Annotated in this window: 21 protein-coding genes, 1 CRISPR repeat array and 1 riboswitch; of the genes, 12 read left to right on the top strand and 9 right to left on the bottom strand. The window is 48.6% G+C overall.

Annotation, left to right across the window (positions count from 1 at the left end):
- Window positions 1–16 precede the first annotated feature (16 nt).
- From bzaD to thiC, 5 genes are all read right to left on the bottom strand, one after another.
- Complete coding sequence (gene bzaD, locus FYJ53_RS01210) at window positions 17–1,342, bottom strand: B12 lower ligand biosynthesis radical SAM protein BzaD (protein WP_187367945.1); 1,326 nt, start codon at window positions 1,340–1,342, stop codon at window positions 17–19.
- A gap of 12 nt (window positions 1,343–1,354) precedes the next feature.
- The gene (bzaC, locus tag FYJ53_RS01215; protein WP_148429160.1) at window positions 1,355–2,911 is read right to left on the bottom strand and encodes a 5-hydroxy-benzimidazole O-methyltransferase BzaC; all 1,557 of its coding nucleotides are present in this window, start codon (window positions 2,909–2,911) and stop codon (window positions 1,355–1,357) included.
- Window positions 2,898–3,974 (bottom strand): nicotinate-nucleotide--dimethylbenzimidazole phosphoribosyltransferase, encoded by a 1,077-nt coding sequence (gene cobT, locus FYJ53_RS01220; protein ID WP_090413941.1) that lies wholly within the window; start codon window positions 3,972–3,974, stop codon window positions 2,898–2,900. Before cobT ends, bzaC begins: the two co-directional genes overlap by 14 nt.
- Before the next feature lie 118 nt (window positions 3,975–4,092).
- The gene (gene bzaB, locus FYJ53_RS01225; protein ID WP_154556897.1) at window positions 4,093–5,376 is read right to left on the bottom strand and encodes a B12 lower ligand biosynthesis ThiC-like protein BzaB; all 1,284 of its coding nucleotides are present in this window, start codon (window positions 5,374–5,376) and stop codon (window positions 4,093–4,095) included.
- Window positions 5,377–5,389: 13 nt separating this feature from the next.
- Window positions 5,390–6,673 (bottom strand): phosphomethylpyrimidine synthase ThiC, encoded by a 1,284-nt coding sequence (gene thiC, locus FYJ53_RS01230; RefSeq protein WP_148429162.1) that lies wholly within the window; start codon window positions 6,671–6,673, stop codon window positions 5,390–5,392.
- Window positions 6,674–6,929: 256 nt separating this feature from the next.
- Window positions 6,930–7,101: riboswitch (cobalamin riboswitch) on the bottom strand.
- A gap of 333 nt (window positions 7,102–7,434) precedes the next feature.
- Window positions 7,435–8,182: a CRISPR direct-repeat array (repeat unit 30 nt; unit sequence GTTGAAGTTTAACATGAGATGTATTTAAAT).
- 172 nt (window positions 8,183–8,354) lie between these two features.
- Between thiC and FYJ53_RS01235 the strand changes: the two genes are divergently transcribed.
- The 5 genes from FYJ53_RS01235 to FYJ53_RS01255 all read left to right on the top strand — a co-directional run bounded on the left by FYJ53_RS01235 (window position 8,355) and on the right by FYJ53_RS01255 (window position 14,221).
- Complete coding sequence (locus FYJ53_RS01235; RefSeq protein WP_148429164.1) at window positions 8,355–9,542, top strand: phosphoenolpyruvate hydrolase family protein; 1,188 nt, start codon at window positions 8,355–8,357, stop codon at window positions 9,540–9,542.
- A 144-nt stretch (window positions 9,543–9,686) separates the two neighbouring features.
- Window positions 9,687–10,901, top strand: coding sequence for a Tm-1-like ATP-binding domain-containing protein (locus FYJ53_RS01240; protein WP_041690475.1), 1,215 nt, complete (start codon window positions 9,687–9,689; stop codon window positions 10,899–10,901).
- A gap of 25 nt (window positions 10,902–10,926) precedes the next feature.
- Window positions 10,927–11,757: a phosphoenolpyruvate hydrolase family protein gene (locus FYJ53_RS01245; RefSeq protein WP_013382456.1), complete on the top strand. Its 831-nt coding sequence runs from the start codon at window positions 10,927–10,929 to the stop codon at window positions 11,755–11,757.
- 179 nt (window positions 11,758–11,936) lie between these two features.
- Entirely contained in the window at window positions 11,937–13,202 is a 1,266-nt protein-coding gene (locus tag FYJ53_RS21070) for a hypothetical protein (protein ID WP_187367946.1), read from the top strand.
- 143 nt (window positions 13,203–13,345) lie between these two features.
- Complete coding sequence (locus FYJ53_RS01255; RefSeq protein WP_090413934.1) at window positions 13,346–14,221, top strand: DMT family transporter; 876 nt, start codon at window positions 13,346–13,348, stop codon at window positions 14,219–14,221.
- Between the two features lie 6 nt (window positions 14,222–14,227).
- Here FYJ53_RS01255 and FYJ53_RS01260 read toward each other — a convergent pair whose 3' ends face one another.
- The 4 genes from FYJ53_RS01260 to FYJ53_RS01275 form a co-directional block, all read right to left on the bottom strand.
- Window positions 14,228–14,809 carry a nucleoside triphosphate pyrophosphatase gene (locus tag FYJ53_RS01260; RefSeq protein ID WP_090413932.1) on the bottom strand — a complete coding sequence of 194 codons (582 nt, stop codon included), beginning with the start codon at window positions 14,807–14,809 and terminating at the stop codon, window positions 14,228–14,230.
- A 137-nt stretch (window positions 14,810–14,946) separates the two neighbouring features.
- Window positions 14,947–16,200, bottom strand: coding sequence for an ammonium transporter (locus tag FYJ53_RS01265; protein ID WP_148429166.1), 1,254 nt, complete (start codon window positions 16,198–16,200; stop codon window positions 14,947–14,949).
- A gap of 178 nt (window positions 16,201–16,378) precedes the next feature.
- Entirely contained in the window at window positions 16,379–16,717 is a 339-nt protein-coding gene (locus FYJ53_RS01270; RefSeq protein WP_013382451.1) for a P-II family nitrogen regulator, read from the bottom strand.
- Between the two features lie 117 nt (window positions 16,718–16,834).
- Window positions 16,835–18,955, bottom strand: a complete 2,121-nt coding sequence (locus FYJ53_RS01275; RefSeq protein WP_013382450.1) for a glutamine synthetase III — start codon at window positions 18,953–18,955, stop codon at window positions 16,835–16,837.
- 800 nt (window positions 18,956–19,755) lie between these two features.
- Between FYJ53_RS01275 and FYJ53_RS01280 the strand changes: the two genes are divergently transcribed.
- From FYJ53_RS01280 to FYJ53_RS01310, 7 genes are all read left to right on the top strand, one after another.
- Window positions 19,756–20,859, top strand: coding sequence for a glutamine amidotransferase family protein (locus FYJ53_RS01280; protein WP_038352040.1), 1,104 nt, complete (start codon window positions 19,756–19,758; stop codon window positions 20,857–20,859).
- A gap of 3 nt (window positions 20,860–20,862) precedes the next feature.
- Entirely contained in the window at window positions 20,863–22,368 is a 1,506-nt protein-coding gene (locus FYJ53_RS01285; RefSeq protein ID WP_148429168.1) for a glutamate synthase-related protein, read from the top strand.
- A 197-nt stretch (window positions 22,369–22,565) separates the two neighbouring features.
- Window positions 22,566–23,024, top strand: a complete 459-nt coding sequence (locus tag FYJ53_RS01290; RefSeq protein WP_013382446.1) for a 4Fe-4S dicluster domain-containing protein — start codon at window positions 22,566–22,568, stop codon at window positions 23,022–23,024.
- Window positions 23,017–24,255: an NAD(P)/FAD-dependent oxidoreductase gene (locus tag FYJ53_RS01295; RefSeq protein WP_148429170.1), complete on the top strand. Its 1,239-nt coding sequence runs from the start codon at window positions 23,017–23,019 to the stop codon at window positions 24,253–24,255. The genes FYJ53_RS01290 and FYJ53_RS01295 overlap by 8 nt, the downstream gene beginning before the upstream one ends.
- A gap of 11 nt (window positions 24,256–24,266) precedes the next feature.
- The gene (locus tag FYJ53_RS01300) at window positions 24,267–24,989 is read left to right on the top strand and encodes a glutamate synthase (protein ID WP_148429172.1); all 723 of its coding nucleotides are present in this window, start codon (window positions 24,267–24,269) and stop codon (window positions 24,987–24,989) included.
- 11 nt (window positions 24,990–25,000) lie between these two features.
- A complete protein-coding gene (glnA, locus tag FYJ53_RS01305; RefSeq protein ID WP_090413920.1) occupies window positions 25,001–26,299 on the top strand; it encodes a type I glutamate--ammonia ligase in 1,299 nt (432 codons plus the stop codon).
- Window positions 26,300–26,340: 41 nt separating this feature from the next.
- Window positions 26,341–26,910 (top strand): ANTAR domain-containing response regulator, encoded by a 570-nt coding sequence (locus FYJ53_RS01310; RefSeq protein ID WP_013382442.1) that lies wholly within the window; start codon window positions 26,341–26,343, stop codon window positions 26,908–26,910.
- Window positions 26,911–26,928 lie beyond the last annotated feature (18 nt).

Genomic DNA, 26,928 nt, shown 5'->3' on the forward strand with positions numbered 1-26,928 from the left:
GCTCCAGTCTTTGTTATTAGGCGTCCTGCCACATAAAGATATTTCGTTTGTTATGGTAGATCTCAAGATCGTAACGAACCGTTTTAAAGGGATCGGGATTATAGTAGGTGGGGAAAAGCAAATCCGTTTCGGGCGTGATAACGCCGTTCTCCAGCGCAAGTTTTTCAACCTTGGTTCTTGGCATAATGCGGATGAGGTTGAGCACGATGGTACCAATGGTTTTGGAGGCAGCGTGGATGTCGTAGATCTGGTCGATGAGCGCTTTTCCCTCATCCACTGTTTTCCAGGTATCACCGGGCGTGTTGACCAGGAAATGGTAAACAGTGGTGATGCCCACGTCTGACAAGACCCTGGCAGTGTGAAGAATCTCATCGACCGTCAGGTGCTTGTCCAGAATATCCAGAGCAGTCTGACTGAGCCCGTCTGGCGACAGGGAGAAGCACTCACAGCCGGAATCCCGGTATAGCGGGGCGTTTTCGGGGGTCAGCAGGTTTTCCCTGAAAAAGCCGCTCCAGTGGATATCCAGCCTGCGCCGGATCAGCTCTTTGCAGATGTCATCCAGATGGTTTACGGGGAAGTTGACAATGGAATCGGTGAGATGGATACGGCTGACACCGTATTCTTTGTGCAGAAACTCGATCTCATCGACCACAGACGCTGGCTCACGGCACCGCATGCCACAGCCGGAGAGAAGCGGATAGGAGCAATAGCCGCAGTTATAACAGCAGCCGCGCTTGGTTTCAACTCCTACGCTCTCCACATATTTATTGACCCTCAGATATTCCCGCGGGTCTAAAAGCTCGCGGTTGGGCATGGTATAGCTGCCCATATCAAATTTTCCCACAGGGGGCACCATTTTCACTTCGCCGTTTTCACGGTAAACCAGCCCGGGCAGTTTTGGCGGATGATCAATGCTGTCCAGAAGCGGCACAATAATTTCTTCGGCTTCACCGGCGACACCCAGGTCGATTTCGGGAAATTCCCGCATCAGGCGTTCTGGAAAAAGGGAAAAGGCGGTGCCTCCGGCCATCAGGGTAACGTCGGGCAGATAACGCCTGATAAAGGACAGGGTAATGGCAAAGGGAACGATCAGCGAGGTGGTCCTGTTGCCCAGCGGGTCCACATTTCTCAGAGAAATACCAATGATATCCGGCTGATAACTGAACATTTTTTCGCGTAGCTCACCATAGGGGTCTGCAGCCATGTTCATATCAAAAATTTCCAGGCTGTATCGGCCAGCCTTTTCAATGCAGGAGGCCAGGGTGACAATACCGATGGGGTAGACACGCTCGATGTCCATACCTTCCATGGATATGGCCTGAATTAGTAGGATTCGTTTCATTTTCAACTCCGTTTACTCCAAAAGCAGCAGCGCGTAATACTTAATGACTTCACCGCGCTCACTCAGGGTTTTCAAGGACTCTCCGGCCTTTTTTACAGTGGCGAAAACGTCAATACCCGAGCCTTCCATGGACGGGCGGGAGTGGGTGTGGTTGTTGCAGGGAGCAGTGAGGTCACAGTCTGGACAGATGCTGCAGGGGCCGGCCCAGAAAACAAAAGCTTTGTAGTAGCCAGCTTTAAAGGCAAGGGTTTCAGCCCTCAGTGCCTTGCGCTGGAAATCGCCAGTTGGCGGCTCGCTTTTTAGCAGGAGGGCTTTGCTGAAGCTGTTCACAAAGGCCTTAGTCTCATCTGCGCTCATTTCCTGATTGGTGCTGCAGTGCTTTTTATCCCAGGAGCGGCAACCGAATTTGCATTTGTTTTTGGCAAAGGGAGCGACGACCACGTCCTTGGGGTCATAGGGCATCACTTTGTCAAAGCCAATGGCTTTGATGGGCTGCAGAATTTTCTGGACTGGTGTAATGGTCAGGCTGTCAAGTGCGGCGGACTCTCTGGCAGCAAAGATAACAGCTGTATCGGTCTGCAAAGGGATGAGCCCTGTGGTGGACAGACCGCTGTTTTTAAGGGTCCGATCGACCCATTTTGAGTTAAAGACTTTGCCGTTATAAGTATTGATGAACATATTGATATCCGAAAAGGCCGCCTTGATGTCCCAGTGATCCAGAAAAAAGTCGTGAATCAGCAGGATGCCATCCTCTGAGAGAAGCTGGGACGCGGTTTTTAAAATACCGCTGATTTCTTCTTCAGCATAGGCGTGGACGATGTTGGATAATATGACAAGATCATAACGGCCCTCAAGCTGCCAGTCAGGATCCAGAATATTCTGTTCATGGAACAGAACACGGTTTTTAGTATCAATAGGACTTTTTTCAACAAGCTTCCGGGTCTGTGGCAAGACCTGGCGAATATCCACCAGAGTGGCCTGGGAGTCCTGGAACTTTTCAAGAAAGCCAAGGGCAAAAGCACCGCTGCCTGCGCCGACATCCAGAATACGGGCGCCAGTCTTCAGGCCGTTTCCGAAAAATTCAAGAATCTCTGGAACCTTGAGCCTGACAATATTGTCCATAGCCGTGATATATTCCTCACGCCGGGCGTCCATTTCGGCGTCACTGATGTTTTCGGGGGGGAAATGGACACGTCCGCCGGCTTCAAGGGCCGGCTTCAAGGTGTCCCAGTCGGCTTTAATATCACGTCGCCACAAGATGGAATTGCCCTGATAAAGCGGCTTTCCTTTAATGAGATAGGTGCTTGAGAGCGTGGTGTTATACCAGCTGTTTTCATAACAGTCTACAAGATCCAGGGTTTTTAGCAGATGCAGATAGCGGGACAGGCTGGATTCGTTGCAGTTCAGAGCTTTTGCCAGTCGGGGAAGGGGTGTGCTGCCTTTCTCCAAAAGTTCAAAAAGGCCCATATCCAGGGCCGTAAAAAGTGATTCCGAATACCAGTAGGCAGTGGACAGATCTTCAAGATACTGTCCACCGGATGTGTTGGGGTCCCATTTAAGCGAGGCCATTGGTGACTCCTGCGTCTTCAAAGGTGAGCATGTCGTTCATGCACCGTGCGGCGCATTCCACGAGATGCATGGCCACCGCAGCACCGGTGCCCTCGCCAAGACGAAAATTAAGATTTAGAAGCGGATGCATTCCCAAAGTCTGCCACATCATCTGATGTCCTGGCTCCTCGGACTGGTGTGAAGCGATCATGTAGTCTGCGCAGGTGGGGCAGAGGCCTTTGGCAATTAGCGCGCCGGCAGTGGAAATAAAGCCGTCCACAACCACTGGCACCTTATTATAGGCTGCGCCAAGGATCATGCCGGCAATACCGGCGATATCATAGCCGCCGACCTTTGACAGCACGTCCAGAGCATCGTTTTTATCCGGATTGTTGAGCGCGATGGACTCGCGGATAATTTTGATTTTGTGCATAAGTCCGGCGTTGTTAAGCCCTGTGCCGCGCCCTGTAATGGAAGTCAGAGGATACTCACCCATAACCGCGAGAATGGCAGCGCTGGGGGTGGTGTTGCCAATGCCCAGGTCACCGGTACCCAGAAGCTCGACACCCTCCTCCTGAATCATTTTTGCAGCGACATTGATGCCGGCTTCCAGGGCAGCGATTGCCTGTTCCCTGCTCATGGCTGGCCCTTTATGAAAGTTTTCACTGCCGTGAGCGATCTTGGCGTCAATGATGGCACCCTTTTTTACCAGCTCGGGCATATCCTCCTTAACGCCCATATCCACCAGCCGCACCTCTGCACCGGAGGCTTTTCCCAAAACGTTGACGCCTGCGCCGCCGGCAACGATATTGGCGACCATCTGCATGGTTACCTCCTGAGGAAAGGCGGAAACGCCCTCCTCAGCAATTCCGTGGTCAGCCGCCATGGTCAGGATCATTTTTTTATCCACACAGGGGTGGATGGTCCGTTTAATTCCAGCCAGCTGGACACCGAGTGTCAGGACCTGTCCCAGACTCCAGGGCGGAATGGCAAGTGATTCCACATGTGCGCAGGCTTTGGATTCCCAATCAGGGTCCTTTGGTTCAATATTTTCAATAACTTCCTTTAAAGTTAATGCACTCATGATAAATACCTCATTATTTGAATTTTGCAGATTTCAGGTGATCTTCAAGATTAATTATAGCACTAATCTCAGCAGTAATGAGAAAGATTTGCCTGATTTTCAGACCATCGTCAACGGATCAGGCGATACCGAAAAATTCAGCCGCAATATCCGCCGGGCATTTGCTTTTGCCGCAGGCAGCACAGCCGTGGCTTTCGGGCTCAGCTTTCAGCTTGCTTTCCAGGTATTCCGGATCAAGGGCATTGGCAATCTGGGCTTTTTCATTCCGCGCCACCCGCGCCTTGGACATTGCCAGAGAGCGGTTCCACGCATTGCCGCCCCGTTTTAAAACATTGGCGGCATCCGCTGCGATTTTGGTCGTGCGGACACCCATACGTACATCATCTTCGTTTGGCAGACCCAGATGTTCTGCCGGGGTCAGATAACAGAGGAAGTCTGCGCTGTGCATGCCGGCAAAGGCACCGCCGATGGCGCCTGTGATGTTATCGTAGCCTGGGGCCACATCGGTGGCGAGGAAACCGAGAATATAGTAGGGAACACCGTAGCAAAGCTGCTTCTGGAGCTGCATAGTGGTCGCAATCTGGTTAAGCGGCACATGCCCCGGTCCTTCAATCATAACCTGCACACCGGCCTCCAGGGCGCGTTTAGTCAGCTCACCGGCAACAACCAGGCCCTGTACCTGGGCAGAGTCCAGAGAGTCTGCGCCTGCGCCTGGGCGGATGGCGTCGCCGATGGATAATACAGTATCGGTAGCCTTGAGAATTTCGAGCAGGCGGTCAAAGTGTTCATACAGCGGGTTTTCTTTTTCGTTGTGGAACATCCACGCCGTCAGGAAGGAACCGCCACGGCTGACAACATCGGTGACACGGCCGCTTTTTTTCAGAGCGTTTAAAACCGACCAGTTTAAAGCAGAGTGGATGGCCATGAAATCCATGCCCTCTTGGCATTGTTTTTCTACTGTAGCAAAAAGGTCATCCTCGGTCATGGCAACCATGCTGCCGTGCTTCTCAATGGCTTCGACACTGGCCTGGTAGACAGGTACGCAGCCTGCCGCAATACCCGAGATTGCGAGGCTCTGCTTGCGCATGGCGTCAATATCGTCACCAGTGGACAAATCCATAAAAGCGTTGGCGCCGCATTCTTCCAGAATCCGCAGCTTCTTTGCTTCCATTTCCATATCATTACGGTCAGAGGATGTGCCCATAAGGCCGTTGACCTTTACATCCAGACCGCCTCCGATACCGCAGATTTTTTCACGGCTGCGAAACTTGTTTTTGGGGATGACGATGTGGCCTTTGGCAACCCCTTCGCGTACAAATTCCGGGGTAACGCCTTCAATCAGGGCGACTTTTTCCATTTCTTCTGTAATACGGCCTTTGCGGGCTTCTAGCATCTGTGTCATTGTCTTGTCCTCCTTACTCTGCTCTCAAATATTTTTCAACAACCTTCATGGCGCAGTATTTACCGCACATGGTACATTCCGAAGTAAAGCTGGTGCTGCGTTCACGCCAGACGCGCTCAGCGGTTTCAGGGTCGATGGACAGCTTAAACTGTTCCTTCCAGTTCATGGCGCGGCGGGCAACAGACATATCCAGATCCCACTTGACAGCCTGAGGATGTCCCTTGGCAACATCGCCGGCATGGGCGGCAATCCGAGAGGCCATGACGCCCTGATAGACATCATCGACGTTTGGCATACCAATATGCTCAGCCGGGGTGACATAGCAGAGAAAATCTGCGCCGGCATAAGCAGCAACAGCGCCGCCGATGGCAGAGGTAATATGGTCATAACCGGCAGCTGCATCGGTTGGCAGACAGCCGAATACAAAGTAAGGAGCACCGTAACAGAGCTTCTTTTCAAGTTGTACAGTTGTGGCGATTTCATCGAGCGGTACGTGGCCGGGCCCTTTAACCATAACCTGTACGCCGGCTTCTCTGGTGCGTCTGACCAGACCGCCGAGGATCACAAGTTCTTCAACCTGAGCATGATCGAGGGAGTCGGCAATACAGCCCGGGCGCATACCGTCCGCAAAACTCAGCACAACATCGTGTTTTTTACAGATTTCAATGAGACGGTCAAATTCAGTATATAAGGGATTCTCGGTATTGTGATAGAGCATCCAGCCGATAAGGTGAGAGCCGCCGTAGCTCACAAGAGGATCAATGCGGCCTTCATCCTTAGCGCGATGAATAACTGAAAGGGTGGTTCCGGGATGCAGCGCAATGAAGGCAACGCCTTGTGACGCCTGTTTTTCAATCATGTCGAATAGATCGTCCGGCGTCATATCCAGTGCGGTGCCATATTTGGCTTCTGCGACAGACAGGGTTTCGTACATGGGCAGTGTGCCGACAGGACGGTCAACAGTGGACAATACTTTTTCGCGCATTTCCCCGATTGGTCCACGAACTGAGAGATCCATAATGGTATCTGCATGGGCCTTGACTGCGGCGTCGATTTTTGCCATTTCACCGTCGATGGTATCAGCCGCTTCATACATGCCCACACTGGCGCTGACCTTGGTAAACAATCCTTTTCCCACAGCTACCGGATGAATATTTTTTCTTGAGCTGTGCAAGATTACAATTTCCCCTTTAGCGACACCTTCGCAGATAAATTCTGGGGTAACGCCTTCTTTTTCAGCAACGTACTGCATTTCCGCGGTAATCTCACCGCTTTTCGCTTTTTCCAACAAAGTCATGGTTTTTAAATCCTCCTAAAACAAAAAAATTTGGTGGAATGGCGTTTTTATTTTGCCGTTCTCAGCGTGCTGCTTCGGTGCTCTGTGAACACCTTTGTCACGGGCTGCGCCCTATGCTGAAGTGAAAATAAAAAATCGCCTTAAAGCAAGCTTTGGCGATTTTTTATTTTCACTTCAGCGCACGACCGTTTGCTGTCACGAAAAAAATGGTAAAATCCATAGCTGCTTTACCAGCTATGAACTTTACCATCGTTCATATGCGTTAAGAATCATAGGCAGGTCTCCTGACTTACGGATTAACATGATCCGACGCCTTCCCTTTCAGTGGCACTTGCCGGTCACTACCGCTTACAGTGATGGGTTCGTTCAGGACTTCCACCTGATTCCCTATTCTCCCCTTATGGGGCACCATATCATTCGTAAATATTAACTTGATCTTTATTATAACGGCATTTTTTTCTTTTTGCAAGCGTTATCTGCAATTTTTTATGTATTATAAAAAAAACAATTTCAAGAAATGCCCAAAGGGAGTTGCTCTCGGAAGGCTTTGCGCGTATAATTTTATTATGAAAAAGATTTAAGAATTTCCCAGGTATCTTTTGGTGCAGATGGATAAAAAGAACCATAAACAAATGCTTTGGAAAGAAAATGGGATAAAAATATCATAAGCCTTACCTGCCTGGTAAAAATAATAAAAAATGGCGAAGCCAAAAGGATTAAAAGGTATTCGTTAATTTAAGATTGGCTTGATTGCTATGGTTGTTGAAGTTTAACATGAGATGTATTTAAATCATTGGAATTCCAATACCACAAAAAGATTGAATCGTTGAAGTTTAACATGAGATGTATTTAAATGGGCTATATTAATTGTATATCAGATTATAGAGGTTAGTTGAAGTTTAACATGAGATGTATTTAAATGCAGGCAACGCGAACTGGAACATCGGCGCGTCGCATGTTGAAGTTTAACATGAGATGTATTTAAATATGATTGGTGATCAGAAAAAATTGAACCAAGGAGGGTTGAAGTTTAACATGAGATGTATTTAAATGGGGTGTCGCCTTTGGGACCGGGTGTTGATGTCGGGTTGAAGTTTAACATGAGATGTATTTAAATCACACGTTCACAATTGGTTTTACTTGTTTTTCAGCGTTGAAGTTTAACATGAGATGTATTTAAATACCATCCAGCTGGCCGGCGAGCTGGACCCCGCGAGCGTTGAAGTTTAACATGAGATGTATTTAAATTTTTCTTTTATCTCCTTTTCTTTCGCACACTCCCGTTGAAGTTTAACATGAGATGTATTTAAATAAAATAATAATATCGGAGTCCCAAAAGTATCCCTTGTTGAAGTTTAACATGAGATGTATTTAAATGGCAGATTGAAATAGATCTTCGGCAGAAAAACCGCCGTTGAAGTTTAACATGAGATATATTTAAATGAAGCCGCAAGGATATTGAAGTTATGGCAAACAAAGGTTGAAGTTTAACATGAGATATCCTCTTTATTGAACAATATTTTACTAAGCTTTTCAGATTAGACTTTGTGAATATTCAGCATAGTTTTACCAGTTGTTGTATTATCACTGTTCTATGGAAAGTTTGCAAAGCAGAGGTGCAGCTTGGGCTGGTTTTAAGCATATTATCAGATAATGGATAAAAAGGTGAGGAGGGAAGTGCATGCTTTCGAGGGAAGCTTTTCTGGAGAAATTGAGAAAAGAAATTGATGCAGAGAATCATTTGATCGCAGTCGCATCTGGAACGGGGCTGACGGCAAAATACGCGATTCAGGGCGGCGCTGATTTTCTTCTGGCGCTGAACTCAGGCATTTTCCGCGGGATGGGACGCGGTTCTCTTGGCGGGCTTTTGCCCTATGCCAACAGTAATGATATGGTTTATGAGTTTGGTGTGCGGGAGCTTATTCCGCTGGTGGGTGATTTTCCAGTGGTATTTGGCCTGAACGCCACAGATCCCACAAGGGATATGGCTGCTTATCTCGATGAAATCAGGCAGAGTGGTTTTATCGGCATCAATAATTACCCGACTATCGGCCTCATTGATGGTAAGTTCAGAGAGGCGCTGGAGGAAAATGGCAGTGCTTTTGAGCATGAGGTAGAGGTTTTTCGTATGGCTCATGAGCGGGGAATGGTGACGGTGGCTTTTGTGTTTGATGAAAATCAGGCAGGGGCAATGCTGGACGCTGGGACAGACATACTCTGTGTACATCTCGGTCTTACTCAGGGCGGGATGCTGGGAGCGGCAAAGGCGCTGTCTCTGGTAGCCAGCAAGGACCGTATTGAGGCGATTTATGCACTTTGTGACCGACAGCGTCCTGAAGTTATTAAAATGCTGTATGGCGGACCGGTAAAGACGCCGGTGGATGTGCAGTACATGTACCAGAATACCAGCGCACATGGCTATATCGGCGGATCAGCCTTTGACCGGATTCCCACAGAGAAATCGCTCATGAACATTACCAAGGCTTTTAAGACAACCGATGATATTGATGAGAGTGATCTGATGTCCAAAATGCTTAACGGCATTACCAAGTATTACGATTATACGGGGTTTATAAAGGAATATGTAAAGGAAAACTACATGAATGAGATATCTTTTCTGGATCTCGCAAAGGTCTGCCATGTGTCAAGAAGTCACCTGAGCGCCCAGTTTAAAAAAGAGGTGGGCTGCAGCTTTCCGGAGTATCTGGTTAACTTCAGGATTCATAAGGCAGCCAAGCTGTTGAAAGAAGAAAACTTAAGGGTTTCTGAAGTGGCGGAGCTGGTAGGTTATCAGGATGTGGCCCATTTCAGTAAAATATTCAAGAAATATATGGGTGTTTCACCGAAAACGGTTAAACATAAGACATAAACACAAAACGGAAAGACATAAGCACATGTACTTTGTAAAGGATTGGCAGTATCATATAAGTACACCGGATAATACAGATGCCCGTTATTGGGAGACAACGGCTGTCTGAAATCATCTGGAATCTTTTACAGGGGGTAAATGCATTTGAAGACAATCGCAATTGCAGGAACATTTGATTCTAAAGGTCATGAGTATGCGTATGTCAAGGATCTGATCGAAAGCCTTGGACTGAATACGCTGACCATTAACACCGGGGTTTTTGAGCCGGTATTTGAAGCAGATGTTTCCAACGAGGAAGTCGCAAAAGCGGCAGGCGCAGACATAAAGGAAATCGCAGCTAAGGGTGACCGTGCTTATGCGACAGAAATTTTATCAAAGGGAATGGAAATTCTTGTTCCAAAGCTCTACCAGGAAGGTAAGTTTGACGGAATCATTTCCTTTGGCGGAAGCGGCGGAACCTCTCTGGTAACACCGGGGATGCGTAAACTGCCCATTGGCGTTCCCAAGGTAATGGTGTCCACCATGGCCTCCGGCGACGTATCAAACTATGTCGGCACCAGCGATATTGTCATGATGCCGTCTGTTGTGGATGTAGCTGGATTAAACTCCATATCCACTAAAATCTTTGCCAATGCGGCCTTTGCCATAGCCGGTATGGTAAAATTTGAAGATACTCATGTGATCGAGAAAAAGCCACTGGTAGCAGCCACAATGTTCGGCGTTACCACACCCTGCCTCACAGCAGCGCAGGAATATCTGGAAGCCAGGGGCTATGAGGTGCTCATTTTCCACGCAACCGGTACGGGCGGACAGTCTATGGAGGCCTTGGTAGAAGGCGGTTTTATCGAGGGTGTTCTGGATATTACGACAACAGAATGGGCCGATGAGCTGGTCGGCGGTATTTTGGCGGCAGGCCCGCACCGTCTGGAAGCCGCCGGTAAAATGGGCATTCCACAGGTTGTCTCAGTTGGTGCAGTGGATATGGTTAACTTTGGCCCAATGGATTCTGTTCCTGAAAAGTTTAAGGAGCGCAATCTGTACAAACACAATCCAATGATTACCCTTATGCGGACAACCATTGAAGAAAATAAAGAAATCGGGCATGTCATCGCTGAAAAGCTGAGCGCAGCAAAAGGACCGGCAACCATCATGTTGCCGCTTAAGGGCGTATCTGGAATTGACGCTGAGGGCGAACCTTTTTATGGTCCAGAAGAGGATAAAATGCTCTTTGATACCATCCGCAGTGAAGTTAACCGCGATGTGGTAGATCTGGAAGAATTTGACCTGCACGTCAACGATAAGGAATTTGCAGAAGCGGCAGCTCAGAAATTAATTGACTTAATGCAGGCTGCCAAATAAATAAAATATTTAAAGGAGAACGATAATGAATCAACAGACAAGAGCGGAAATTGTTAAAATGTACAAGGAACAGAGAGCTAAAGGCGATATTTTAGTTGGTGTCGGCGCAGGTACCGGGATCACAGCCAAAAGCAGCGAACGCGGCGGCGCAGACATGCTGATCATCTACAACTCTGGCCGTTACAGAATGGCCGGACGCGGCTCTCTGGCAGGCTTACTGTCCTATGGTGACGCTAACCAGATTGTTGTTGAAATGGCATCCGAGGTACTGCCGGTTGTTAAGGATACCCCAGTACTTGCTGGTGTCTGCGGTACAGATCCTTTCCGCGTTATGGATGTTTTCTTAAAAGAATTAAAGGACATGGGCTTCAGCGGCGTTCAGAATTTCCCGACCGTCGGTCTGATCGATGGTGTTTTCAGACAGAATCTGGAAGAAACAGACATGGGTTATGACCTGGAAGTTGAAATGATCCGTAAAGCGCATGAGCTTGATCTTTTAACCACGCCTTATGTTTTTGATCCGGATCAGGCGCGTAAAATGGCAGAAGCCGGCGCAGATATTTTAGTCGCACACATGGGTCTCACCACTAAAGGAACCATTGGCGCGAAAACCGCTTTAACCCTGGATGACTGTGTCGTAAAAGTACGTGACATTATGGAAGCCGGACGCGAAGTTAATCCGGACATCATGGTTATCTGTCACGGTGGTCCGATTGCAGAGCCAGAAGACGCAAAATATGTTATTGACCGTATCGATGGCATTGACGGTTTCTTCGGCGCTTCCAGCATCGAACGTTTCGCAGCGGAAAAAGGTATTACCGCTCAGACAGAGGCCTTTAAGGAAATTAAAAAATAAGCATTGAACGGGATCTCTTTCGGGGACTATAAGAGATTTTTTACCCGGCAGCCGGTATTGGCTGCCGGGTTTCTTAATTTTACCAAAAGCGTTCTGTTATTACTGAAATAGACTGTGACTTTCACTCGTTTTGGGGTACAATAAAGTTAATTGAATTCTATAAAAGGGGGAATGCGATTTTGAAGAAAAAATCCATGGCAACTACGGTTGCTGTCATGTCTGTCATTGCTTTATTTGTCTTTGGCTGCGTGCAGTATGTTAGCGCCAATGATACCAATGAACCGGTCACCGCTGCCGACGGGTCTGTGACCCTGACCAGTAATGAAAGGATTCAGGGCGATATGACCATTAGGGAGGGAAGTGCGGAAGGTGATATTTATGTCCGCAATACCCAGGTGGATGGAGACATTTTCGTTATTCCCGATGCGGACAGCAAAACCGTCCATCTGGAAAATACCAGTTTTCAGGACCTTATCGTCAATAAAAGCGGAACGATTGTAAGGCTCGATAAAGCTTCTCATGGCAACAGCTTTTATGTCAGCAGTCCGGCAGCAGCCGAAATCGGAGGAAAAATCCCCGAGATTAAAATTTCTCAGGTGGCCGGCGGCAGTAATCTCACCATTACACCTGATGTCGGGGTTGAGCAGATGGTCATTGATGGACAGCAAACAGAGGTTACCATTAACAGCAGTATGAAAAAGGTAGTGGTCAGTTCGAGTGCTGCAGGCTGCCGTCTAAATGTTAATGCTCCGGTAGAAACCCTTGATATCAACGCGAGAGTGGATGCTGTTGTGGGAGCAAATATCCAGACCATGCTGCTGACTGACAGCGCGAAGGGAAGCAGCGTTACCTTGGCGAACGGCGCTGTAATTGATAATTTTGCCTCTGAGGCACAGATGACCCTTGGAGGAGACGGCAGCATTAATACCATGTATGTCAATTCACCTGCCAACATTACAGGTGGTGTGACAACCGGTAAAATCAATGTGCTGGGCCATCCCATTGAACGCAAAGCAGAAGGCAACGCCATCAATATGGACCCTAATGCCAGCCCGTTCCAGATGTCACAGCCTCCGCTGCCAATGATCACACAGTCTCTGGAGCAGCCTGAAAACCGCAAAACAGAACCGTCTTCAGCTTTTCAGAGCACGGAAAACGCAGCGCCAAGACAGGAAGTCAACGCTGCGCCTGAACAAATTGTAACGCCGTCAGCGCCGGAAACACCGGCAGCGACGCCAACGCCTGAGCCGGCACCAGCCCCCGCACCGACTCCGGAGCCAACACCCGAACCGGAGCCTGAACCAACGCCTGAACCGGCACCAGAACCTGAGCCGACACCCGAGCCTGCTCCAACTCCAGACCAGACGCCCGGTAATGATGAATCAGAAGCAGCTCCGCAGCCTACTGCAGTGGTTGTAGAAACAAATGACGCTACAGTTCGTTAATTCTCTTTATTAAAACAGACCAGTTTGGATCACGCAGATCCGAACTGGTTTTTATTTTGAAGATTTGCTTGACGAATGGTTCTGAAAAGCTTAGACTGGATAGTACTCACCCAAAACAAAAACGACTGTCCGGGAAATGGTGTATGATGAGAAACTCAAAGAGTATGATATACGGAAGCTTTATCATTTTGCAGTGCATGTTCTGGGGACTGGGGAATCCTGTTGCTAAAATAGGAATGGAAACCATCAGTCCCTTTTATTGTCTTGCCCTGCGTTTTTTGGTCGCCTTTATTATCTGCTATGGTTTGTTCCGCAAAAAAATTAAGACACAGGTTAATAAAAATAATTTTAAAGACGCAGTGGTCATCAGTATTTTTAATGCTGCGGCCTTTATTTTTTCAACGCTGGCGCTCATCTACAGCAGTGCGACCATAGCGGGTTTTTTGATGGCTCTGGCGGTTATTTTCACCCCGTTTATGGCCTATATTGTCCTGGGCAGGAAATTAAAAAAACGGACACTTATCTTTGTCGGTCTGGTAGTGCTGGGCCTTTATTTTTTATGCGGAAGCCAGGGAGGCTTCCGCTTTGGAATCGGTGAGCTGCTGGCCCTGCTTAGCTCGATTTCCTATGCAGCGACCATTACCTACAGTTCAAAGCATGTAACCAATATCGGGCCGGAAGTACTGTCAACCATTCAGTCTGGTGTGGCGGCAGTTATCTGCTTCGTCTTTGCGTTTTTTTTGGAAGATGGTCAGGTGCTCAGCCAGGTTGGTATTACGGGATGGTTCGCTGTGGTGTATCTGGCCCTTGGCTGTACAGTCATAGCCTATCTGCTTCAAAATGTTGCGCTTAAGCATTTGTCGGCTGTTTTTGTATCGCTGGCCCTATGCTCAGAGCCGATTTTTACAGCCATCTTTTCATTTTTTTTACTGGGGGAGCGCCTTACGCTTAGCGGTATTTTTGGTGCTGCTTTGATTATGGCAAGTATTGTGCTGGCCTCACTCTTTAACGGAGAGTAGGGCGCTTTATTCTTTGGACAGGCTGATCTGCGCTTTAAAGCTTTTAAGCTCACGTACAAGTTGGCTGATGGGCAGGCCGACCACATTGTAGTAATCACCATTGATCTTTTCCACAAGCAGAGCGCCCATTCCCTGAATACCGTAAGCGCCGGCCTTGTCCATAGGCTCTCCGGTGGCAATATATGCCCGTATTTCGTCCTCAGACAGAGGAAAGAAGCTAACGTCTGTGCGCGTGCAGAAGGCATTTCGTTCACCGGATTTGGTGTAAATACAGACACCAGTAAAGACCTGATGCGTTTTTCCGGAGAGCGCCGACAGCGTCTCAAAGGCCTCTTCCTTGGTAGCAGGCTTGCCGTAAATATGTTTGCCGGCAGCAACGACTGTGTCTGCGCCGATGATGAGATCATCCGGAAATTGTTCGGCAGCCAGCTGGGCTTTTCTGGTGGCAAGCATCATGACCGCCCCCTCGGGTGGGGTGCAGCAGATAATGGTTTCGTCAGCGTCCACCGGGCGGGCTTCAAAGGGAATACCGGCTAGTGTCATGAGTTCTCTGCGCCGTGGTGACGCAGAGGCGAGAATAATTTTCATAAAAACTCCTTTTTATTGCGTGTTGGTTAGCCTTATTATATGCCCGGAAATCTAAAAAAACAAGCCTCCCATCCGAAGATGGAGAGACTTGCTGAAGGAGAGCGAGTTTTATAGTGGTGTTCTGACGGTTTGATGTTTTACTGGATTCTGCTTACAAAGTCTGCGTAGGCTTCGCAGCCATGCTCATGAACATCAAGTCCTTCAATTTCGACCACGCGCGGAACGCGGAGGCCGTGGAACTTCTTGATGATGAAGAACATCACTCCAGAGGTCACCAGGGCCCAGGCGGCTACGGCGATGATGCCCAGGAGCTGCACGCCCAGCAGGGAGGAGCCGCCGCCGTAGAGCAGGCCGGTGACAGCATCCTCGGTGCCTGGCGCGTAGTTGGCTAAAAGCCCGACCAGCAGCGTCCCCATGACGCCGCAGCCGCCGTGGACGCTGATAGCGCCAACGGGATCATCAATCTTGAGCCTGGCATCGATAAAAGGCACCAGAAGTGAGACTGTGATACCACAGATCAGACCCACGAGAAGTGCGCCCCACAGGGTGATGACCTGGCAGCCGGCAGTGATGCCGACCAGTCCGGCCAGCACACCGTTGAGTGTCATAGAGACGTCAGGCTTACCATAGCGCAGCCAGGTAAAGAACATGACGGTTAAGCCGCCGGCACAGGCAGCAAGATTCGTGGTCATGGCAATATGCCCGATGTCGCCGTTGACGGCCAGGGTAGAGCCACAGTTAAAGCCAAACCAGGCGAACCACAGAATAAACACACCCAGCGCCCCCAGTGTCAACGAGTGGCCGGGGATGGCATTGGCCGAGCCATCTTTATTGTATTTACCGATACGCGGCCCGACCATAACAGCGCCCATCAGGGCAACCCAGCCGCCGACAGAGTGGACAGCGGTGGAGCCGGCAAAGTCGATAAAGCCCATCTGCGAAAGCCACCCGCCGCCCCAGATCCAGTGGCCCGAAACCGGGTAGATGATTAAGCTGACAAAGGCAGAACAGATACAATAGGCCGTAAACTTTGTTCTGCCGGCAACAGCGCCGGATACGATAGTGGCTGCGGTTGCACAGAAAACTGTCTGGAAGAAAATGAACAGCTCAGGGGTAACCGCGTCAAACTGTTCCAGAGATAAAGAAGTGGGGTTAAAAAAACCGGAGGTGCCGATAAAAGCGCCGTCGCCGCCAAACATAACGGCAAAGCCCACACACAGGAACAAGACAGAGCCGACCATAAAGTCGACGAAATTTTTCATGATAATATTACCAGCGTTTTTGGCCCGGGTAAAGCCAGTTTCCACCATGGCAAAGCCAGGCTGCATGAACATAACAAGACATGCCGCAAGAAAAACCCATACAATATCTGCTAATTGTTGCATTTCCATAATAAGACCTCTTTCTGAATAAAAAATAAGGGATTGGTTTCGATTTTTACAGGATGCGTAAAAATCAAAATCTATCCCCGTTGATAAATAATGGTTTAAGTATTAAAGTGTTATCAGTGCGTTTTGAATATTATTCATTGGTTTTGTAAATAGGAGAGGGTTGGATATAGAATTGTTATTAAAGGGCATCTGAGCCGGTTTCCCCGGTACGGATGCGGATAACATCGGCAACGTCGTAAACAAAAATTTTACCGCCGCCGATGCCATCGGTGGTAAGGCGGTCGGTTACCAGCTTGATGATGATGCCGGCAGTCTCATCGTCTGTGATGGTTTCGACCTTGATTTTTGGCAAAAAGTTTACCGTGTAGGATGTACCCCGGTAGGATTTTTTAAAGCCTTTTTGGTTACCATAGCCCATGATGTTGGTAATCATCATGCCTTGGACATCGCAGGTATTTAAAAGGTCTTTCAAATCCTCCAGCATGTCGGGCTTGACGACAATTTCTAATTTTTTCATAAGAACCTCCTTGTAAATTTTATAATAAAAAAAGAGGAGCCCGTTTCTGGATCGTTTTCCAGAATCACGGGCTCCTCTTTGAGCCGATTGAGAAGGGATTATAGATTAAAAGGTGTTTTATACATAAAAGAGCAGATCTTCATAGATGGGGAATGGCCAGTATTTTTCACCGACCATGGTTTCCAGTTCGTCTGCGGTTGCACGCAGGCTTTCCATGGCTTCAATGACCTTGTTTTGATAGAAACGAGCCTGTTCCTGTACATCTTCGATGCCCTGAGCTTCAATGACAGTCTTATCGAGAATTTCGACTTTTTTAACCAGAGAGCCGGATAATTTAGATACGTTTTGAAGGACTGTTTCTTCGGCAGTTGCGTCGATGAAATCACCGAGGGCTTTTTTCTGGGTTAAAATATCTGCCAGATCCTTGGTGTAGTCCAGAACAGCTGGAAGAATTTCACGTTTTGCCATGGTCAGCATGGTTAAGGCTTCAATATTAAGGGTTTTGCTGTAATCCTCAAAATGAATTTCCTGACGGGCGTCCAGCTCACCGTGGGTGTAAATGCCGTGCTTGTCAAACAGCTCAACGTTTTTGGGTTCACAGTAAGTTGCGAAAGCGTCCGGTGTGGCCTTCAGGTTTGGTAAGCCTCGGCGTTCTGCCTCTTCAACCCACTCTTCAGAATAGTTATTACCGTTGAAGACAACCCGCTTATGTTCTTTAAGAGATTCTCTTAACAGGTCGATCAATGCGGTTTTGAAATCATCGGCGGCTTCCAGCTTATCGGCAAATTCGCCAAGTACCTCGGCAACCATGGTATTGAGCGCAATGTTCGGACCAGCGATCGACTGGTTTGAGCCGAGCATTCTGAATTCAAACTTATTGCCGGTAAAGGCAAAAGGTGAAGTACGGTTACGGTCGGTTGCGTCGACAATGAAGTTCGGAACTGCGTCAACGCCCAGGTCCATAACCAGATCCTTTGCTTCTTCGACCGGCTTGCCGGTTTCGAGCGATTTGAGGGCCGGTGTCAGCTGATCGCCCAGGAAGATGGACACAATGGCCGGCGGCGCTTCGTTTGCGCCGAGACGGTGGTCGTTGCCGGCACTGGCAACCGTACAGCGCAGTAACTCAGGATAGCGGTCAACCGCTTCGATAACAGCGACCAGGAAGGTTAAAAACTGTAAATTTTCGGAAGGTGTTTTACCAGGATTCAGCAGGTTTTCACCAGTATCTGTGCTTAAAGCCCAGTTATTGTGTTTACCGGAGCCATTGACGCCGGCAAAGGGCTTTTCATGAAGCAGGCATTGCAGGTCGTGCCTGAAAGCGACCCTCTGCAGAGTTTCCATGATCAGCTGGTTGTTGTCAGTAGCCAGGTTGGAGGTTGAGAAAACAGGCGCCAGCTCATGCTGCGCAGGGGCAACCTCGTTGTGGCGGGTTTTTGAAGGAATGCCAAGCTCCCATAATTCACGGTCAACATCACGCATGAAGTGGCAGACACGTCCGCGGATACGGCCAAAGTAGTGGTCTTCCTTCTCCTGGCCCTTAGGGGCTTTTGAGCCGAACAGGGTTCTGCCGGTGAGGATCAAGTCCTTGCGTTTCTTGTACATATCTCTTTCAATCAGGAAATATTCCTGCTCAGCGCCGACCGTGGTTGTAACCTTTTTAACATCCGTTTTGCCAAAGAGCCTGAGAATACGGATGGCTTCGTCACTGATGACCTTCATGGATCTTAAAAGCGGTGTTTTTTTATCCAGAATTTCACCGGAGTAAGAAATAAAGGTTGTTGGAATATACAGGGTAGTCCCTTTCACAAAAGCAAAGGAGGTCGGGTCCCACGCGGTGTAGCCTCTGGCTTCAAAGGTTGCGCGAAGGCCGCCGGAAGGAAAAGAGGAAGCATCCGGTTCACCCTTGATCAGTTCTTTGCCGGAGAATTCCATGATGACCTTGCCTTCTTCAGTCGGGCTGATAAAAGCGTCGTGTTTTTCCGCGGTGATACCGGTCATTGGCTGGAACCAGTGTGTGAAGTGGGTAGCGCCCTGCTCTAAAGCCCAGTCCTTCATGGCATTTGCAACTACTTCAGCCACGTTTTCATCCAGAGGGGTGTCCTCTTTGATGGTACTCATCATGGATTTGTAAATGTGCTTTGGCAGGCGCTTACGCATTACCGTAATATTAAACACTTTTGAACCGAAAAGATCAATAACGTCATTCTTACAATCTTTTACTTCTAACTCTTCAGACATAACAGCCTCCTAAATATAGATAATATGATTTTATTTTTCCTGCGTATGATAATGATACATGGGGTCGATTATAATGTAAAGGGAAAGATTAACCGGACAGAGGAAAGGGAGATTCCTCTGCTGCGGTCATCGTTCCATGAGGGAAGCGGAGAAATTGAGGTGTTTCTCCGCCGATTAATTAAGGTATCCTGAGGAACTTATAAACAGTTCGTTTTAAGGAAGCATTTATCGTCGGTAAAATAGATGCAACTGCCTGTGGAAGAAAGATACCGTCATTAACTTTTGAACTCAAGCGGTGAAGATAATAAAAAAAGGCGCTATTAAAAGTGCGAAAACACTCTCAACAGCACCATTGCTATCTTCAATTGCGGAATGTTGTTTCCGCGTTTCTTTCAAGTTGTGATGTCATTATAGACTAATTTCAGGGGCTTGTAAAGGGGTTTTTAAAGAAAAATACACTGAAACGGTTATCAGGATTACAATAATTTTACAAAAGCATATTGTATACATTTTGCAATCCTTATCAATTCTTTTTTGATTGAACTTGTATACAATCTATGGTATAAATAATAAAAATAAATAAGTACTCGATTAAGAACAATGGCGTTCGAACCGTACAGGATCAAAACAGACTGCGTATGTAAAGATGGACAACACTGGCGTTATCCAAACTAACATATGTGAGTTCAAAATAAAATTTTTTGAAGTTTTGGTCAGGGGTTGGTTCGTCATGTTCTTTTTTTATTGTTTTAATTCAGAGACAATGCGGTATTCAATTTATGTAAAAGAAGGAGAGAGCTATGTTAAAAAAAGAAGGACAGATCAGAATCCCAAGCGGTTGTGCGATCTCGGGAATCATACATAAAAAGGGAAAGCCCGTGATTAACGGCAGCCAGATTGTGGATTCCATTGCGGTGATGCATGATCGCTCCAACGGTCTGGGCGGCGGCTTTGCAGGATATGGGATTTACCCGGAATACGCAGACTCTTATGCCTTTCATGTCTTTTATGACGACTTTAAGGCCAGACAGGAAACGGAGCGCTATCTGGATAAATACTTTGACGTGGTCAATCTGAGCCGGATACCCGTGCGTAAAAATAAAAATATCAAAGACGAGCCTCTGATATGGCGTTACTTTGTCGATCCGATCTTCACCAAAATACAGGAGGAGAAGGGAGAAATTGATGAAGAAAAATTCATTGTTGATACGGTATTTTATATCAATACTTACATCGACGGCGCCTATATCTTTTCAAGCGGAAAGAACATGGGCGTTTTTAAAGCGGTTGGGTTTCCTGAGGATGTCGGTGATTTTTACAAGCTTGAGGAATATGACGGCTACTGCTGGACCGCGCACGGGCGCTACCCGACCAATACGCCGGGCTGGTGGGGAGGCGCTCATCCCTTTGCCCTTCTGGATTACTCCATTGTCCATAACGGGGAAATTTCCTCCTACGATGCAAACCGGCGTTTTATTGAGATGTTCGATTATAAATGCACCCTCTTGACCGATACCGAGGTTATCACCTATATTATTGATTTTCTGAACCGAAAGCAGGGCTTTGATTTTGAGGACATCGCCAGCATTATTGCCGCGCCTTTCTGGGAAGAAATCGAAAAGATGCAGCCAGAAAGGGCCAGACGCTTTAAAACGCTGCGCAACACCTTTGCCAGTTTGCTGATCACCGGCCCATTTTCAATCATGTGTGGCTTTACCGATGGATTAATGGCTTTGAACGACCGGCTGAAGCTGCGTTCGATGGTGGCAGGAGAAAAGGACGATGTGGTTTATATCGCCAGTGAGGAGAGCGCGATCCGCGCAGTATGTCCGGATGTAGGTAATATCTGGGCGCCAAAGGGCGGTGAACCCATCATTGTCCGAGTGAATCGTGAAGGAGAATAAACAATGGGAATCAATTATATTTATCCGCAATATGAAATTGTCAGAAATCCAAACCGCTGCATCAAATGCCGTGTCTGTGAAAGGCAGTGCTCCAACGATGTGCACAGCTACGACGCGGAGCTGGATGTCATGAAGGCAGACGAAACCGGCTGTGTGGACTGCCAGCGCTGTGTGAGTATGTGCCCGACACGCGCCCTTAAAATTGTCAAAACCGACAACCAGTTCAAAGAAAATTACAACTGGAAACAGAGTACCATCGAGGAGGTTTATCGTCAGGCTGACAGCGGCGGCGTTCTGCTGTCCTCCATGGGAAATCCAAACGAATATCCGGTATACTGGGATAAAATGCTCATCAATGCCAGCCAGGTAACCAATCCATCCATCGACCCGCTGCGTGAACCCATGGAAACCAAAGTATTCCTGGGTAAAAAGCCGGGTCATCTGGAGATGGATAAAAAGGGAAATATTATTTCTGAGATTCCGCCACAGATTGAGCTGGAGCTGCCCATCATGTTTTCGGCCATGTCCTATGGCTCTATCAGTGAAAATGCCCATAAATCCCTTGCCCGCGCGGCAGCGGAGCTTGGAACCTGTTACAATACCGGTGAGGGCGGCTTGAACAGGGGCCTGTATCCCTATGGCCATAATACCATTGTTCAGGTAGCTTCAGGCCGCTTTGGAGTGCATGAGGATTACCTGATGGCCGGCGCAGCCATTGAAATTAAAATGGGACAAGGGGCAAAGCCCGGCATCGGCGGTCATTTGCCCGGCAAAAAAATTGGAGAAAAGGTATCCGAAACACGTATGATCCCAGAAGGGGCCGATGCGATTTCACCGGCGCCGCATCATGATATTTATTCCATTGAGGACCTGCGGCAGTTGATTTTTTCCTTAAAAGAAGCCACTGGCTATACCAAGCCGGTGATTGTCAAAATTGCCGCGGTCCACAATGTGGCAGCCATTGCCTCAGGGATCGCGCGCTCAGGCGCGGATATTATTGCCATTGATGGCTTTAGAGGAGGTACAGGCGCAGCGCCGACCCGTATCCGCGATAATGTCGGAATTCCCATTGAGCTTGCGCTGGCAGCTGTGGACCAGCGTCTGCGGGATGAGCAGATCCGCAATGATATCTCCATTGTTGTCGGCGGCAGCATCCGCAGCTCCGCCGACGTGGTTAAGGCCATTGCCCTTGGCGCAGATGCCTGCTATATCGGCACGGCCGCCCTTCTGGCGCTCGGCTGTCATTTATGCCGCCACTGCCAGAGCGGCCGCTGCAACTGGGGAATCGCCACTCAGCGCGAGGATCTTGTAAAACGGCTGAACCCGGAAATTGGCGCAGAACGTCTCACAAACCTCATGCGCGCCTGGAATCATGAAATTCAGGAAATGATGGGCGGCATGGGTATCAACTCCATTGAGTCCCTGAAAGGAAACCGTCTGATGCTGCGCGGCATCGGCCTGTCCGATAAGGAATTGGAAATATTAGGTATTAAACATGCAGGGGAATGACGCCGAGTCCAATTTCTGGAAGAAATTAGCAGCGAGTGAAAAGCGAACCGGCAGGTGAGCGGACGAGCGCATGAGGCTAACGTCTTGTTTGAAAAAGCCTTCCGAAGGAAAAATCAAGGCTTTTTCAAATAAAGACGCGGTCGTGAGAAGCGATAAACAAAGGTTTATTGAGAACAAAACCGAGGAGAAAATAAACAATGAAACGAGTATATGTAAATGAAGAATGGTGCCTGGGCTGTCACCTTTGCGAATATCAGTGCGCTTTTGCAAACTCCGGTGAGGAGGATATGTTCAAGGCCTTTAATAAAAAAGAAAAACCATTGCCGCGCATCCGTGTGGAGGATGGTGTGGAAAACGGAGAGGAAATCCATTTTGCGGTTTCCTGCCGCCACTGCAAGACACCCTACTGCGTCAAGGGCTGCATAACCGGCGCTTTATCGATCGGGGAAGATGGCGTGATCAAAATCGACGATACACGCTGTGTGGGCTGCCGTACCTGTATTGCCATGTGCCCATACGGGTGTCTGGTGGTCGGTCACACGAAAACCATGCTGAAATGTGAACTGTGCACGGAAAATGGCGGTGAGCCGGCCTGTGTTAAAAACTGTCCGAACCGTGCCATTGTTTTTGAAGAAAGAGGTGCTGTCAATGAATAAGACAAAATATTTGATCATTGGAAATTCCGCCGGAGCCATCGGTGGTGTCACGGGTATCCGCAGAGAAGACACGGACGGCAGCATTACGATTATCAGCGCGGAAAAACACCACACCTATTCAAGACCGTTGATCTCCTACTGGCTGGAGGGTAAGGTTTCTCAGGAGAAAATGATTTACCGGGATGAGGATTTTTATGAAAAAAACGCGTGTGAGGTAATACTTGGCACAAAGGCAGAACGTATTGATGTTCAAAAGAAGCAGGTATACCTGGCAGGCGGCGGGTCTGTTACCTATGAAAAGCTCTTAGTCGCAACGGGCTCTGTTCCCTTTGTGCCGCCGATCAAGGGCAGGGAAACAGCTAAAAATACCTTTACCTTTACAACCATGGATGACGCGGCTGGCGTGGGTGAGATTCTGGATAGAAATTCTAAAGTTGTCATTTTAGGCGCAGGGCTCATTGGCCTGAAGGCAGCTGAAGCAGTTGTGGGACAGTGTGCAGGTGTGACGGTAGTAGATCTGGCAGACCGGGTGCTGCCCAGTGTTCTGGATACAGAAAGCGCTGAGATTATCGAGGCGCATTTGACCAGCCAGGGAATGGTTTTAAAGCTGGAAACCAGTATTACTGAAATCGGCGATATGGAGGTCACTCTGAGTGACGGCGAGCTTCTCCCTTATGACATTCTCATTCTGGCGGTGGGAACAAGACCGGAGATGTCACTGGTTGAGCAGGCGGGCGGAAAGGTGGAACGCGGGATTGTGACCGATGATCACCAGCAGACCAGCCTGAAGGATATTTACGCGGCTGGAGACTGCACACAGAGCTATGATATTACCTCACAGACGGCTAAAAACATGGCGATTCTTCCAAACGCTTATCTGCAGGGTGAGGTGGCAGGACAAAATATGGCTGGTGGCAGCGCTGTGTACGAAAAGGCCTTTCCGGTAAATTCTATGGGGCTTCTGGGCCTGTATATGCTGACGGCAGGCAGCCGCATCGGTGAATCCATCACCGTCAAAACTGATGAAAGCTATAAAAAGTTTTATACAAAGGACGGCGTTTTAAAGGGCTATATCATCATTGGCAACTGCGATCGCGGCGGTATTTACACCGATATGATCCGCGAACAGACTCCGCTGGAGACAGTGGATATGGAAATGCTGATAAAAGAGCCGGGCCTGATGGCTTTTAACCCGGGAGAACGTTATGCGAAGCTCAGCGCAGAGCATTAGGAGGAACAAGGATGATCATTGAAGCAGGAAAAAAATATTATACAGAGCTGAACCGCGAGGTAAAGGCAGCAGAGGATCGTGAGATTATCATCAAGGGGGTTCTGGGCCAGCGCTATATCGGTACCGGTGTTAAGAATAAGGACATTACGGTTTACGGCACACCGGGAAACGCCATGGGCGCATATCTTAGCGGCACGAATATCACCGTTTACGGCAACGTGCAGGATGCAGTGGGAGACACCATGGATAACGGCGATATCGTGGTCTACGGAAACGGTGGCGATACCCTGGGCTATGGAATGCGCGGCGGCAGCATCTACATCCGCGATAACGGGGGCTACCGCGTAGGCATTCATATGAAAGCCTATATGGAGCACCAGCCTGTGGTGGTGATCGGCGGTAAGGTCGGCTCTTTTTTGGGCGAGTATCAGGCCGGCGGAACCATTGTGGTTCTGGGGCTGGGCGTGGACAGCGCTTTTCCGGCAGGCGGCTACTGCGGCACGGGTATGCACGGCGGAGCAATGTATATCCGCAGTGATGTGCCGCCGACAGAGCTGGCACCGCAGGTAGTGGCAGAGCTGTGTACGCCTGCAATGCTGGAGCCAGCCATGGCTTTTATTGAAAATTATTGTCATTATTTTGACGCTGATATTAAGGAGATTTTAGCAAAACCCTTTTATAAATTGACACCAGGTGCCAACAATCCTTATAATGATTTATATACAGCGTATTAAGGAGAGAGAAAATGAATCTTGGCAAAAAAACACTCGATGCGGTCAGCTATATCGAGGAAAATGATATTAAATTTATCCGGATGCAGTTCTGTGATATTTATGGACAGAGTAAAAATATTGCCATATCCAACGAGCAGATCGAGCGTGCCATCCTCTATGGTGTGCCCTTTGACGCCAATTCTGTGGCGGGCTATCTGGACGCGGATCATTCTGACCTGATCCTGCATCCGGACCTGTCTACGCTTCAAATTCTGCCCTGGCGCCCGCAGCAGGGAAAGGTCGCCAGAATTCTCTGCGATGTGAAATACCCGGACGGTACGAATTTTGAGGGAGACAGCCGTTATATATTGAAGGAGCAGATGAAAAAAGCCGAGAAGCTGGGTTATCGCTTTAACGTGGGCGCAGAATGCGAATTTTTTCTGTTCCGCCTGGGTGAAAACGGAGAGCCGACCAGAGAGCCGGTTGACAGCGCCGGCTATTTTGACCTGGCCCCCTTTGACCGGGGCGAAAATACACGGCGGGAGATTATCCTGACACTGGAGGAAATGGGCTTTGAAATCGAAAGCTCTCATCATGAATCGGCCCGGGGACAGCACGAAATCGACTTTAAATACAGCGGTGCCCTGGAGTCGGCAGACAATATTATGACCTTTAAAACAGTGGTCAAAACCATTGCCCAGCGCAACGGCCTGCATGCTACCTTTATGCCAAAGCCCCTTAACGGGCAGCCAGGCAGCGGCATGCACATCAATATGTCTCTTATGAAAGACAACGAAAATGTCTTTACCAGTGATTTCGGCGGGCTGACCGATGAAGCCAGATGGTTTGCCGCCGGTGTGCTCGCGCATATCCGTGGGATCAGCGCTGTATCCAATCCGCTGGTCAATTCCTACAAGCGCCTGATGGATGGCTATGAGGCGCCTCAGACTGTCAGCTGGGGCTATGGCTCCCGTTCGCCGCTTATCCGTATTCCGGCCGCTGTGGGCGATTACTGCCGTATGGAGCTCAGAAGCCCGGACCCTGCCTGCAATCCCTATCTTACCTTTGCGCTGATTCTGGCTGCCGGCCTTGAGGGCATTGAAAAGAAACTGCCTCTGATGAACCCGCTGGGGGAAGCACCCGCAAAGCTTCAAAAGCTGCCCATGACATTAAGGGAGGCGCTGGGAGAAATGGAAAAGGACACCTTGGTAGCAGAAGTTCTCGGCGAGAAAACAGCACAGAAATATATTCAGCTCAAAAGCTGGGAATGGAGACAATACATCGGAATGGTCCACGAGTGGGAAATCGACCGTTATTTTTCAACCTTCTGATTTAGGAAAAACAAAAATCTGAAGGAAGGGGGGATGAAATAATGAGTAATGTGTTGTTGGTATGCAGGCAGAATGAGATAACAAAAGCACTGACAGAGATCATGCGGGGCATGGAGTTTAGCATGGTCGACGCAGTTCCCTCCGGCAGTGAAGGCCGAAGGCGCCTTCAGGAAATTGAGTATGATATGGTCATTATCAATACCCCCCTGGGCGATGAATTTGGCATAGAGCTGGCCCTTGATACCATCGAAAAGTATCTGATCGGCGTTGTGCTTATCGTGAAAAATGAGCTGGCAGACCAGGTGGAGGCCAAGTTGATGGACACAACGGCTTTCGTGGTGTCTAAGCCCATCAACCGCCAGCTTTTGACCCAGAACATCAAGTTTGTACTGAACTCAAAGGCAAAAATGCAGCGCCTTAAGGAACAGAACGAAAAACTGCAGAAAAAAATGGATGATATTAAGATCATTTACCGGGCTAAGCTGTGCCTGATGGGCTACCTGGACATGACCGAGGAACAGGCTCATCGTTATATCCAGAAGCAGGCCATGGACATGCGGATATCGCCCCGGCAGGTTGCCGAGAACCTCATACGGACCTATGAGCGTTAAAAAGATTTAAAGAACCTG

It is taken from the genome of Eubacterium sp. BL-380-WT-2B (genome assembly GCF_009696115.1).
In the GTDB taxonomy this organism is placed as follows: domain Bacteria; phylum Bacillota; class Clostridia; order Eubacteriales; family Eubacteriaceae; genus Eubacterium; species Eubacterium callanderi.